This window comes from Providencia sp. PROV150 (genome assembly GCF_028481025.1).
In the GTDB taxonomy this organism is placed as follows: domain Bacteria; phylum Pseudomonadota; class Gammaproteobacteria; order Enterobacterales; family Enterobacteriaceae; genus Providencia; species Providencia hangzhouensis.
Genome location: NZ_JAMPPJ010000007.1, coordinates 119,595 through 131,458, shown reverse-complemented (window position 1 = coordinate 131,458; position 11,864 = coordinate 119,595). Strand labels below are relative to the sequence as shown.

General features: G+C 38.4%; 12 protein-coding genes. 7 read left to right on the top strand and 5 right to left on the bottom strand.

The window, feature by feature from the left end; all coding sequences use genetic code 11:
• Nucleotides 1–12 precede the first annotated feature (12 nt).
• The 3 genes from artQ to PSE83_RS07315 all read left to right on the top strand — a co-directional run bounded on the left by artQ (nucleotide 13) and on the right by PSE83_RS07315 (nucleotide 2,718).
• The gene (artQ, locus tag PSE83_RS07325) at nucleotides 13–753 is read left to right on the top strand and encodes an arginine ABC transporter permease ArtQ (RefSeq protein WP_004256406.1); all 741 of its coding nucleotides are present in this window, start codon (nucleotides 13–15) and stop codon (nucleotides 751–753) included.
• Nucleotides 750–1,418: an arginine ABC transporter permease ArtM gene (artM, locus tag PSE83_RS07320; RefSeq protein WP_004256410.1), complete on the top strand. Its 669-nt coding sequence runs from the start codon at nucleotides 750–752 to the stop codon at nucleotides 1,416–1,418. Before artQ ends, artM begins: the two co-directional genes overlap by 4 nt.
• A 142-nt stretch (nucleotides 1,419–1,560) precedes the next feature.
• Nucleotides 1,561–2,718 (top strand): hypothetical protein, encoded by a 1,158-nt coding sequence (locus tag PSE83_RS07315; RefSeq protein ID WP_272660754.1) that lies wholly within the window; start codon nucleotides 1,561–1,563, stop codon nucleotides 2,716–2,718.
• A gap of 69 nt (nucleotides 2,719–2,787) precedes the next feature.
• Here PSE83_RS07315 and rlmC read toward each other — a convergent pair whose 3' ends face one another.
• The 3 genes from rlmC to PSE83_RS07300 form a co-directional block, all read right to left on the bottom strand.
• Nucleotides 2,788–3,921: a 23S rRNA (uracil(747)-C(5))-methyltransferase RlmC gene (rlmC, locus tag PSE83_RS07310; protein ID WP_004256415.1), complete on the bottom strand. Its 1,134-nt coding sequence runs from the start codon at nucleotides 3,919–3,921 to the stop codon at nucleotides 2,788–2,790.
• A 9-nt stretch (nucleotides 3,922–3,930) separates the two neighbouring features.
• On the bottom strand, nucleotides 3,931–4,449 hold the full coding sequence (locus PSE83_RS07305) for a YbjN domain-containing protein (protein WP_036957919.1): 519 nt from the start codon (nucleotides 4,447–4,449) through the stop codon (nucleotides 3,931–3,933).
• A 139-nt stretch (nucleotides 4,450–4,588) separates the two neighbouring features.
• Nucleotides 4,589–4,915, bottom strand: coding sequence for a YbjC family protein (locus PSE83_RS07300; protein WP_004256421.1), 327 nt, complete (start codon nucleotides 4,913–4,915; stop codon nucleotides 4,589–4,591).
• A gap of 160 nt (nucleotides 4,916–5,075) precedes the next feature.
• Here PSE83_RS07300 and PSE83_RS07295 point away from each other — a divergent pair, with 160 nt between their 5' ends.
• Nucleotides 5,076–5,339, top strand: a complete 264-nt coding sequence (locus tag PSE83_RS07295) for a GrxA family glutaredoxin (RefSeq protein WP_004256424.1) — start codon at nucleotides 5,076–5,078, stop codon at nucleotides 5,337–5,339.
• A 247-nt stretch (nucleotides 5,340–5,586) separates the two neighbouring features.
• On the opposite strand, the gene PSE83_RS07290 is transcribed toward PSE83_RS07295, so the two are convergent.
• On the bottom strand, nucleotides 5,587–6,015 hold the full coding sequence (locus PSE83_RS07290; RefSeq protein WP_004256427.1) for a secondary thiamine-phosphate synthase enzyme YjbQ: 429 nt from the start codon (nucleotides 6,013–6,015) through the stop codon (nucleotides 5,587–5,589).
• A gap of 197 nt (nucleotides 6,016–6,212) precedes the next feature.
• Here PSE83_RS07290 and ybjG point away from each other — a divergent pair, with 197 nt between their 5' ends.
• From ybjG to PSE83_RS07275, 3 genes are all read left to right on the top strand, one after another.
• Nucleotides 6,213–6,821, top strand: coding sequence for an undecaprenyl-diphosphate phosphatase (ybjG, locus tag PSE83_RS07285; RefSeq protein ID WP_004256430.1), 609 nt, complete (start codon nucleotides 6,213–6,215; stop codon nucleotides 6,819–6,821).
• Nucleotides 6,822–7,672: 851 nt separating this feature from the next.
• Nucleotides 7,673–8,989 carry a serine/threonine transporter gene (locus tag PSE83_RS07280; RefSeq protein ID WP_004256437.1) on the top strand — a complete coding sequence of 439 codons (1,317 nt, stop codon included), beginning with the start codon at nucleotides 7,673–7,675 and terminating at the stop codon, nucleotides 8,987–8,989.
• Nucleotides 8,990–9,064: 75 nt separating this feature from the next.
• A complete protein-coding gene (locus tag PSE83_RS07275; RefSeq protein WP_036957923.1) occupies nucleotides 9,065–10,432 on the top strand; it encodes an L-serine ammonia-lyase in 1,368 nt (455 codons plus the stop codon).
• An 81-nt stretch (nucleotides 10,433–10,513) separates the two neighbouring features.
• Here PSE83_RS07275 and PSE83_RS07270 read toward each other — a convergent pair whose 3' ends face one another.
• Complete coding sequence (locus tag PSE83_RS07270; protein WP_094960653.1) at nucleotides 10,514–11,719, bottom strand: serine hydrolase; 1,206 nt, start codon at nucleotides 11,717–11,719, stop codon at nucleotides 10,514–10,516.
• Between the last annotated feature and the right edge of the window lie 145 nt (nucleotides 11,720–11,864).

Sequence of the window (11,864 nt, the reverse complement as noted above, 5' to 3'; positions counted from 1 at the left end):
TTGATATAATTAATGAGCAACTTTCTATTTTTAACAAGTGCCGCCGGTATCACCGTCGGCCTTGCTGTTTCTGCACTGGTTTTGGGGCTGATCCTCGCCATGTTATTTACTGCGTGGGAGTCCGTTCGTTTTAAACCTATTGCCTTTTTAGGGACCTGCTGGGTTACCTTGATCCGCGGTCTACCTGAATTATTGGTCGTATTATTTGTCTACTTCGGTACATTACAACTGATCAATTTGTTTGGTGATGGGTTCGATATAAACCTTGGTTTTTGGCAAACCACTATTCAAATCGACCCCAGCATTTTTTTTGCTAATAGTGGCGAATTTGACTATACCCCATTTGTTTGTGGTGTTATTGCCCTTGCCTTGTTGTACGCCTCTTATGCATCACAAACATTAAGAGGAGCTTTAAAAGCAGTACCTTATGGCCAGTGGGAAGCAGGTTTTGCATTAGGTTTAAACAAACGCACTATTTTCTTTCGGTTCATTATGCCGCAAATGTGGCGCCATGCGCTTCCAGGCTTAGGCAACCAATGGCTTGTATTATTAAAAGATACCGCGTTAGTTTCACTCATCAGTGTTAATGATTTGATGCTACAAACAAAAACAATCGTCAATAGAACTCACGAACCATTCACATGGTACGCCATTGTGGGTTTGATTTACCTTGCCATTACGTTAGTCAGTCAAGTTATCTTAAAACGTATTGAATTGCGTACTACTCGCTTTGAGCGAGGTGAATCAAAATGATGGATTTAATTTTAGATATTCTTCCAGGGCTACCAACCAGCTTATCACTAACGTTTAGCGCACTCATTGTGGCTTTTATCTTAGCGATATTATTTACTTTAGTTCTCTCGCTGAAAACCCCTGTGGTTTCTCAAGCCGTTAAAATCTATATCACGCTTTTCACTGGTACGCCGTTATTGGTACAATTTTTCTTAATTTATAACGGTCCAAGTCAATTTAAATCATTGCAAGATTATCCCATGTTGTGGGAGATTATTTCCACGCCTTGGATCTGTGCAATGGTTGCATTGGCCTTAAACAGTGCGGCTTATTCCACTTTGTTATTCCACGGTGCAGTTAAAGCCATCCCATCAGGCCAATGGCAGTCTTGCCAAGCCCTCGGTATGAGCAAAATGCAAACCATGCGTATTATTTTGCCTTATGCCTTTAAGCGTTCGTTATCGTCCTATTCCAATGAAGTCGTCCTGATTTTCAAGAGTACGTCACTTGCCAGTACGATTACAATGTTAGATGTCATGGGCTATAGCCAACTGATCTTTGGTCAAAGCTGGAATGTCATGGCGTTTGTTGCTGCGGGGATTATTTATTTAGTGGTCAATGCAATTTTAACAGTGCTAATGCGTTTAATTGAACGCAAAGCGTTGGAATTTGAGCACAGAGGTTAGTCTTTCTTTCTCTCCGACAAGTAAAAAAAGCTTGGTCTTATACCAAGCTTTTTTTATTCGCTCAATCGGATTTTTAAAGAGCACTTTATTTGAATAATGTAATAATTAAACTAATTAAATAGATATGATTGATGAGTTTATTATGAAAAAAATTCAATTTGACATTCCTTTTGATCAAGACAAACTGCTTACATACTTTAATAAAAAAGAAAATAATGCCCTAAGAAAAAAGCTCACTCAAGTCAGAAATACCTCTAATGCTAGCAATGGAATTTGCCATGGTCTATCAAACCTATACCTTCTTAATGAAAACAAGAGTGATGGGGATAAACTAATTGAATCGATGGGGGCCGCTTTAAAATCCATAAAAGCACAAAGTTACCATTTAAAAAACAGAAAGCCGAATGATGTTGAAGTAAGTTTATTAAATAAACAGATAGTCAATGGCCTGAATATTCAGATCAGTTATGAACGCGCATATGATTTCAATAAAATTGCACACAAAATAGATTCATTACTCATTGATAATAAAAAGAAAAAAACATCATTAATCAATAAAAGCACAGATATTAAAGTAGATAAAAATTTAATACCATTAGAGAATAAGGAAAATGACCTTAATATAAAAAATCTATACGATATAACCCATCTACTAATGAAAAATATATCTCGTGTAAATAAAAATGTAAGTTATTTAGATAGTAAATACGAAATTATAGAGTTGGTTACCTTTTACTATAATTTAGTTAGAAAAAACAAAGAAGACTCAATAGAAATTTATTATTGTCATAAAATATTGAATGAGAATATAAAAAACAAAATAATATCTGACTTACCATTAGATGATAAAGAAATTAAAATTTTTCTAGCTAATGCTTTCGAGTTTATATCTAAGCTAGAAATGTATAAAAATACAGCTAAGAATATAAATTCTGGGTTAATCAATGATATAAGCCTACCTATTTGTGACTATGCAAACTTACAAATAAATAAAAACCAATCAAATATTGAAAAACTAAAAGCTGATATAGAGAATAAATTAAAATATAACAATGATTACTATTCACTGATTTCTTATGATGGCCATTGTATGGCAATTTCAATTAAACACGATAAAAATAATTATATATATAAGTTTTTTGACCCTAACAGAGGTATAAAAAAATATGATAACGAAAATGATTTTTTAGAAAACCTAAAACATTTGCTCTCCTATCATAGTGATAAACCTATACCGAATCATATCGATGAATTTAAGTTCAGAGTATTATCCATGGATTCATTCCTGCTGAAACATTAAATTAATTACCCAAATGATATAACGAATATTGAATTGTCGTTTTATACAGTAAAAACCATCACATGGATTTTACTGTACAATACGCTTTAACAACGTCAGCACTTCAAAGTGTGCAGTATGAGGGAATAAGTCAAATAGCTGTACTTTACAGACTTGATAGCCAGCCAACAGTTGTAAATCTTGCGCCATGGTTTGTGCATTACAGCTAGAATACAAAATATATTCAGGCTGCACATGGGAAAGGAAATCGCATAACTCTTTACCAATTCCTCGGCGTGGCGGATTGACTAAAATAAGCTGAGGGATATCCTGATTCGCCGTGGCAAAACGCGTTGAATCAAGGGCTTTAAACTCAACATGCTTTAATCCAAGTTCATCCGCTGATTGCTGTGCGCTGGCAATCGCTGGCGCACTGATTTCTATCCCTGTTAAGTGAGTGTCTTTTTCAGCACAGTGCAGCCCAAAGCCGCCCACGCCACAAAACAGATCCCACAAGCTATGAATATCTAACGCTTTAACCCATTCCCTTGCTGTTTGATACAGTTTGGCTGCAACAACGGGGTTAGTTTGGAAAAAGCTTTGTGGGCGAATAAACAACGGGACTTGGTTGAATTCTTCACGTAGTGTTTGCTCTTTCGTCAGAAAGATTTCCTGCTCACCTTCAAGTATTGCCATATGGACAGGCTGCATATTGGCCGTGATCACCGTTAGTTGTGGCAGTTGCTCTTGCAACCAAGGTAAGGCTTTTTTTAGTTGCTCTAATTTTTTGTCTGAACGTAAGACAAAACGCAGCATAAATTGCCCTGTATGTCTGCTTTGTGTCAGTAATATATATTTTAGCTCACCGCGTTTGCGCTCAATGTTATAAGGCGTCAGACCCGCCCTCGCAATAAAAGGAATTAAAGACGCGAATACGTCAGAAAACTCAGCTGGGTATAAAGGACAGTCAGTCAGGTCAACGCCCTGTCCATCATGGCCGATAATACCTAAAATTGGCTTCTCAACACTACCACTAACGACCATTTTGGCTTTATTGCGAAAAGCCGTTTGCGGCCCTGTCACTGGAGGCTGAAATAAAGAAGTATCAATAGCAGGCAAAAGAGCCTGTAGTTGGCTCTGCTTTTCGGTAATTTGCTGTTCAGGCGTTAATGTTAGCCATTGGCATGAATGGCATTGCCCTGTGGCATATTTTTCACAATGCATAGCAAAAACTTAGTGGAGAATGACTGAAGGTTTGTCATCAAGAGAAAGCTCAGAGCCTTCTTCTTCAGAGCTGTCATCATCTTCACTAAAGTCATCTTGATTTGCATACAACAAATTATTGCTAAAGATTTCAAAGACAATAGCTGAAATTTGCTCTTCCGCTTGCTGTAAAAAATGGCAGAATTGACGATACGTCATTCCTGCTTCTAATGAAAATGATTGGCTAACAATCAATTTAGGCAAGTTTTCATTGTTTATTTCAAGGAAAACTTTTGCCGTTAATGAGCTGGCATTAATTTGGCTGATATTCGCCACTAACGTCACAATCGCTGTCGGTTTGAGCTCAGCTAATGCAGACAACACCAAAACATTATTTAAAATATCGAGCTTTGCATCAAAAATACCGTCTATATTTTGCATATGAGGTAAATGTAATGCAGAGCAGGAATCACACTCGAAATAAGAGGTTTTGAGTTGGTCTAACCATTCACGTAACTTAGTGATGTCAGGGTAACAAATAGAATCCATGGATAGTAACCTTCTTCAACTCAAAATAGTCGTGCAATATCGATTTGTTAGGGTTCTGGCACATTTTCCCCCTAACTAAAAAACGAATAATTCTCACACATTGTAGAGCGAAACACCAGTAAAACCACGCTCAATCTACTTATTCATCTGGTTTATTATCTGTAGAGTCTGGCTTTTTAGATACATTCTTTTCTGGTTGTTTATTATCAATGCCCAAAAAACTCAGGCCATGAATTGCTCGCCAGACAATATTGACCATTGCGGGCACCAAACAGCCAATGCCGACCATAATCATGCTCACGATCGCCCCTGGCTGCATTAAAGGCTCCGGCAATGTGATATAGTCATTTGTTGCTAACAAAACAATAATAAGCAGAATGATCCCCACACCTTCTAACACGATAATGGGCTTTGGCATGTCCGCTAGTGAACGCATTGTCCCTTTAGACTGAGGTTTATTGCTCATTCTTTTTCTCCTCTCATTATTGTGTCACTTTCTCAAACTGAGAATTATATGTCATACCTATAGGTATAACAGGAAAATTCGACTTTTATTTCATAACTTATGTAGGCATAGTATTGAGCATTGCAATTAGAATCTGAGCTCAAGATAAAAAGGAGATACTATGTATACTGTTATTTTTGGTCGTCCTGGCTGCCCATACTGTGTTCGTGCAAAAGAACTCGCTGAAAAACTGAAAAATGAACGTGAAGATTTTGACTACCGCTACGTTGATATTCAAGCTGAAGGTATTTCTAAAGAAGATTTATCTAAAACCGTTGGCAAACCTGTTGAAACCGTTCCACAAATTTTTATTGATGAGCAACACATTGGTGGATGTACAGATTTCGAAGCTTATGCAAAAGAAAATTTGAATCTATACAAATAATTAGCCCCTTCCGTTTTTCATCTCAACAAGCAAAGTTGTTCACTTATTTATAGGTGTTAACACTTTGCTTGTTCTTTTTGTGCTATTTAAGCCAAATTTAATAAAAATATTGTACTTTTTTTCATCTAGGTGAGAACTTTCTTTTTTAGACGGGGTCTTAATTAGTGCCACTGCTTTTCTTTGATGTCCCCATATTGAGGAGCCCGATAGCCAACTATTTGTTTTCATGCTATCGGGTTTTTTGTTTCTAACGGCTGGGTTCGCCTTGCAATGTAATGATTAACCTACGCTTTCCACCATAATTTCGGTGCTCACATAAATAAATCCCCTGCCACGTCCCCATGTTTAAACACCCTTTAGTAATTGGAATAGTCAAACTTGTACCCAATAAACTACTTTTTAAGTGCGCAGGCATGTCATCACTTCCTTCATAATCATGCTTATAATAAGGTTCATTTTCAGGAACGGCCTGATTGAAAAAGCTCTCGAAATCTTCCCTGACAGTGTAATCTGCATTTTCATTGATTGTTAAAGATGCTGATGTATGTTGAATAAAAATATTCGCTAAACCAACCTTGATTAAGCTAAGTTCAGGAAGTTGCTTGAGAATTTCTTCTGTCACTAAATGAAACCCTCTCGCTTTTGCGCTAAGTTGTATCTCTTTTTGCCACCACATCACTTTTTCTCCCTTGACTTATCTAAACTCATTACTGCACTAAATAATTATTGAGTAAATGTTAAACCGCAAGTAAATTTGTCGCATATAGCTTTCAATAATAAGACAAAGGGACTTTACCTGCTCATTAAGAAACTTTAATCTCCCCCTTTTATATCTATTCTGTCTCACTAACCATCTGACCGAGGTACTGAACTGTGCTGGAACAACTTAACCTTGATCTATTCAATTTGATCAATGCGACTCCAGAAACCGCTAGTGGAACCATTGCTGTAGCGAATGTGATTGCGAAACGCTTAATTCTATTATTTCCACTATTTACTGTTGCTTGTTGGTTTTGGGGCGCCCAGCCAAATATGACTCGCCAACGTGCCTTTGCTTGTAAAGCAGCCATTGCTATCGTCATTGGCTTAACCATTTCATGGCTAGTGGGCTATTTCGCGCCGCATGACCGCCCATTTGTCATGGGAATTGGCACTAATTTCTCCGAGCATGAAGCCACGCCTTCATTCCCAAGTAACCATGGTACGATTGTCTTTACATTCGCTTTTGCATTTCTTTTCTGGCTAAGAACTTGGGTTGGCCTCGTGATGATGATCCCCGCTGTCGTTATTGCTTGGTCACGTATTTACCTCGGTGTTCATTGGCCTTTAGATATGGCAGGTGCCTTTATACTGGCGATTGTCGCATGCGGTTTGGCCCAGATCCTCTGGTCTGTTGGTGCGTATAAAATTCAATTACCTATCACTCGGCTATATAGTTTTATTTTTGCCTCTCTTATTCGTAAAGGTTGGTTTCAACCATAACAACGTATATTCAAATACTGGCATTAATTAATGCCAGTATGTTTAGCATTATAAAAATTGCGCTAAATCAAAGTTTCTGTTTATTTCCATTCTCATGATTAAAACTTTTTTGAAGTTATCAATAAAATTATTAAAACAATTACTTAACAAATATCTTGTTACCTATTTTAATTATTTTTTTCGTTGCAAAAAAAGTGGCAAATATAAGCACAAAAAAAACGTAAAATAATTAATATATAGTTATCTTTCCTCCAATTTTCAAACTAATTAGTTACTCAATGAATCAATCTAAAAGATAAAAATATTTTATTTATTTTCAATAACTTACATCACAACCCTAACAATTAACTTGTACTATTGTTACAGTACAGTTCAATATTTATATTGATATGGATGATATTTTAATCAGCTCAATTTTAATCATTAATATAATAATATTTTTCTAACAGAATTTAATTCTGCTCACATTTAAGTAAAGCTTAACTTATTCACCCACTATTTAATTGCTAATAAAAACAAACTTAACACAAATTTATTTAACATTTTTATAAAATATAATTATATCTCGCAATCTTGGGGGATATTTCTCTTTTGAGATAATGATCACGGCATTTTATTCTGGTAAACTATAAATTCACACACTCAAAATCCAATGTTAAAATTTAATGATAAAAATACAAAACTGATTGAAAATCAATTTACCGTCAATTTTAGTTTTATTTCCAATCAGATTGTTACGCAAAAGAAAACAATTGTTATTGAGTAATTGTTCGTACCAAAAGATTAAAAGGTCGTAACGCATTTGCAGTTACGCTAAATGATTTTTTTGACTTATATTTTCGGAGACTATTATGGATGCAACAAAAGTTGGTTCCATCGACAAAACGGCCTCGCAAACAGTAAATAGTAGTGCTTGGCGCAAAACTGACACAGTATGGATGCTGGGTTTATATGGTACAGCTATCGGTGCTGGGGTATTGTTTTTGCCAATCAATGCAGGTATGAGTGGTTTATTACCTGTTTTACTGATGCTGGTATTAGCCTTCCCAATGACATTTTTTGCTCACCGTGGGTTAACACGCTTCGTTCTTTCTGGTTCAAAACCTGACGGTGATATCACTGAAGTTGTAGAAGAACATTTTGGTCGCACAGCAGGAAACTGGATCACCCTACTCTACTTCTTTGCTATTTACCCTATTCTTCTTGTTTATGGTGTTTCCATCACCAATAACGTCAATAAATTCTTAACCGAATTATTGGGCGTTGGCGCACCACCACGCTGGTTACTTGCCTTGATCCTTGTAGGCGGAGTGATGGCGATTGTGGCATTCGGTGAAAAATACATCGTAAAAGTCATGAGTATGTTAGTGTTTCCATTTATCGCCGTGCTGGTTGCATTCTCACTGTATATGATCCCACATTGGTCTGGTGATGTACTAAATACATTAACTTGGGAAGGTATCACTGAAGCAACAAAAAATACCGGCGGACAAAGCATCTGGGTCACTATTTGGCTAACAATCCCAGTGATGGTATTCGCATTTAACCACTCGCCAATTATCTCCGCTTTCTCCGTTGCAAAACGTGAAGAATACGGTGATGCAGCTGAACAAAAATGCTCACGGATCCTTGCTTCTGCACACATTCTGATGGTGCTGACAGTTATGTTCTTCGTGATAAGCTGTGTCTTTACCTTATCTTCAGCGGATCTTGCACAAGCTAAAGCACAAAATATCAGTATTCTTGACTACCTGTCTGGCTATTTTGACCAGCCATTCATTAAATATGCAGCTGCAATCATTGCCTTTATTGCAATTATTAAATCCTTCCTTGGTCATTATTTAGGTGCTCGTGAAGGTTTCAATGGCCTAGTTGAACGTGCTTACCGTGCAAAAGGTAAAACAATTGATGTTCGCAAGTTAAACCGCGGTACTGCAATCTTCATGTTAGTCACAACTTGGTTAGTGGCAACATTGAACCCAGGTGTGCTAGATATTATTGAAAGCCTCGGTGGCCCAGTTATCGCTATCTTACTGTTCTTAATGCCAATGTATGCAATTAGCAAGGTACCAGCAATGCGTAAATACTCAGGTAAAATCAGCAATGTATTTATCGTAATTATGGGTCTGGTCGCTATCTCTGCGGCAACATATAAGTTATTCTTCTAATTGAAGCCACTAGGTAGCGACCAACAACGGAAGCTACCTAATTTCAATGACTTTCTACAAAAGGAAGCACTGAATATGATTAGTGTATTTGATATCTTCAAAATTGGCATCGGCCCTTCTAGTTCCCATACCGTCGGCCCAATGAAAGCGGGCAAACAGTTTGTTGACGACCTTATCCAGCAAAAATTACTCTCTCGCACAACACGAATTGCAGTTGATGTATATGGTTCGCTATCTTTAACGGGTAAAGGCCATGCAACGGATATGGCGATTATTATGGGTCTTGCGGGTAACTTACCGGATACCATTGATATTGACGCTATTCCTGCTTTTATGCGTAATGTTGAGCAAACTGAAAGGCTCTCCCTTGCACAAGGGCAACATGAAGTTGATTTCCCTACTGAAGGGGGGATGAATTTTCATACAACCAATCTCCCCCTCCATGAAAATGGAATGAGTATTACGGCATTCAGTGGTGATGATGTTATTTACAGCAAAAATTACTATTCTATCGGCGGTGGTTTTATTGTCGATGAAGAACATTTTGGCCAGTCAGACGAAAATGCAGTTCAAGTCCCTTACCCATTTAAATATGCGGCCGACCTGCAAAAACATTGTAAAGACACAGGGTTATCACTTTCCGCACTCGTGATGCAGAATGAATTAGCGTTACGCAGTAAAGAAGAAATTCAGCAATATCTCTCGTCCGTATGGGATGTCATGAAATCCGGTATTGAACGGGGAGTGACAACCGAAGGTTTACTACCAGGCCCATTACGTGTGCCACGTCGAGCAGCAGCGTTACGTCGTCAACTCGTAACAACCGATAACACCAATATGGACCCAATGGCCGTCATTGATTGGATCAATATGTATGCGCTTGCCGTTAACGAAGAAAATGCAGCGGGTGGTCGTGTTGTAACGGCACCAACGAATGGAGCCTGTGGCATTATTCCTGCGGTATTAGCTTACTATGACAAATTCATTCGCCCTGTGAATGAAAATTCCTATACCCGTTATTTTCTAGTTTCCGGTGTCATTGGTGCATTATATAAAATGAATGCGTCAATTTCCGGCGCCGAAGTGGGCTGCCAAGGAGAAGTGGGTGTTGCTTGTTCGATGGCCGCTGCGGGGCTCGCCGAATTAATGGGCGGTAGCCCTGAGCAAGTGTGTATCGCAGCAGAAATTGCCATGGAGCATAACTTAGGTCTCACCTGCGACCCTGTTGGAGGGCAAGTTCAAGTACCTTGCATTGAACGTAACGCCATTGCTTCCGTTAAAGCCGTAAATGCCGCACGCATGGCATTACGCCGTGTCAGTGACCCACGTGTTTGCCTCGATAAAGTCATTGAAACCATGTATGAAACTGGTAAAGATATTAACGCTAAGTATCGTGAAACATCCCAAGGGGGATTAGCGATTAAATTGGCTCACTGCGAATAGCATTTGTTTATCTATCGTCTCTATAAAAATGCCTGCTAATGCAGGCATTTTTTTGTTCACATCATTTTCATTTAATCATTATTAACCGAAAATGGCACTCCACCAGCCGCTAATCGTTTTCATGATGTAATCCCAAATACGACCGAAAAATCCAGCTTCCTCAACGGCACTTTTTGCAACTAGAGGATGCTGTTCGACGATTTCATCATTCAGAATAAAGTTAATCGTTCCTACCGCTTGGTTTTTAGCAAGAGGCGCTTCAAGTGAATCGTTAGTTAGTTGAATATCCACTTTCAAGTTTTGCAATTGCCCTTTAGGAATCGTAATTGAAACATCATCGGCAACCCCTAAATCAACTTCTGAAGTATCACCAAACCAGACACGCTGCTTTTTCAGTGTGGCATCTGCCTTAATTGGCGTGACTGTTTCAAAGAAACGGAAACCCCAAGTGAGTAATTTTTCGCTTTCAGAAAAACGCACACGGTCACTTGGCGCTCCCAACACAACTGAAATCAAACGCATATCGCCTTCTGTTGCAGAGGCGACTAGGTTATGGCCTGCTCCACTCGTGTGCCCAGTTTTTACGCCATCCACTTTTAAATTTTGGTTCCATAACAGACGGTTACGGTTTGGTTGACGAATTTTATTAAAGGTAAATTCTTTTTCCTTGTGCAGTGCGTATTCATCGGGAACATCACGGATCATTGCTTGGGTTAACAATGCCATATCCCGTGCAGTACTATATTGCCCCTCTGAATCGAGGCCATGAACGGTTTTAAAATGGGTATTCTTTAAACCAATCTTTTGCACGTATTGATTCATTAAACTCACAAATGAGTCTTGGCTACCTGCAACATAATCGGCAAGAGCAATACTGGCATCATTCCCTGACTGGATCACAATCCCTTTATTTAAATCCAATACGGAAACACGATCTTTTGGCTTTAAAAACATCAAAGAAGAGCCTTTAAGAACAGGGTTTCCCGTTGCCCATGCATCTTCACCTACCGTAACCATATCCTGTGGGGTAATTTTCCCCGCATTCACCGCTTGCCCAATCACATAGCTGGTCATAATTTTTGTTAAACTTGCGGGATCTAAGCGTTCATCTGGATTCCCAGACGCTAAAATTTTGCCGCTATTATAATCCATCAAAACAAACGCTTTTGCATCGACTTGAGGAGCAACCGGTGTCTGCGCCGCATAAGCACTGGTACTTACGGCAACCAAAAGACTCAACCCAATACCAGCTCGGCGGGTTTTTAAAGACAACATTTTCTTACTCATCGGTTATTCCTTCACTTAATTCTACACATTTAAATTACTGTCATTGACTCAACATCACTAAACGAGAACCCATCGCTGTGACAAAATTTGATAACTAGACCTAATATAAGACTTTAATTTCACTGAGGCCACTGATAACAAATAA

Excerpts from the sequence above, each read along its gene's own strand:
- PSE83_RS07270 (WP_094960653.1), bottom strand. The coding sequence starts at position 11,719 with ATGAGTAAGAAAATGTTGTCTTTAAAAACCCGCCGAGCTGGTATTGGG.
- PSE83_RS07315 (WP_272660754.1), top strand. The coding sequence starts at position 1,561 with ATGAAAAAAATTCAATTTGACATTCCTTTTGATCAAGACAAACTGCTT.
- PSE83_RS07280 (WP_004256437.1), top strand. The coding sequence starts at position 7,673 with ATGGATGCAACAAAAGTTGGTTCCATCGACAAAACGGCCTCGCAAACA.
- artQ (WP_004256406.1), top strand. The coding sequence starts at position 13 with ATGAGCAACTTTCTATTTTTAACAAGTGCCGCCGGTATCACCGTCGGC.
- PSE83_RS07295 (WP_004256424.1), top strand. The coding sequence starts at position 5,076 with ATGTATACTGTTATTTTTGGTCGTCCTGGCTGCCCATACTGTGTTCGT.
- PSE83_RS07290 (WP_004256427.1), bottom strand. The coding sequence starts at position 6,015 with ATGTGGTGGCAAAAAGAGATACAACTTAGCGCAAAAGCGAGAGGGTTT.
- PSE83_RS07300 (WP_004256421.1), bottom strand. The coding sequence starts at position 4,915 with ATGAGCAATAAACCTCAGTCTAAAGGGACAATGCGTTCACTAGCGGAC.
- artM (WP_004256410.1), top strand. The coding sequence starts at position 750 with ATGATGGATTTAATTTTAGATATTCTTCCAGGGCTACCAACCAGCTTA.
- PSE83_RS07275 (WP_036957923.1), top strand. The coding sequence starts at position 9,065 with ATGATTAGTGTATTTGATATCTTCAAAATTGGCATCGGCCCTTCTAGT.
- PSE83_RS07305 (WP_036957919.1), bottom strand. The coding sequence starts at position 4,449 with ATGGATTCTATTTGTTACCCTGACATCACTAAGTTACGTGAATGGTTA.
- rlmC (WP_004256415.1), bottom strand. The coding sequence starts at position 3,921 with ATGCATTGTGAAAAATATGCCACAGGGCAATGCCATTCATGCCAATGG.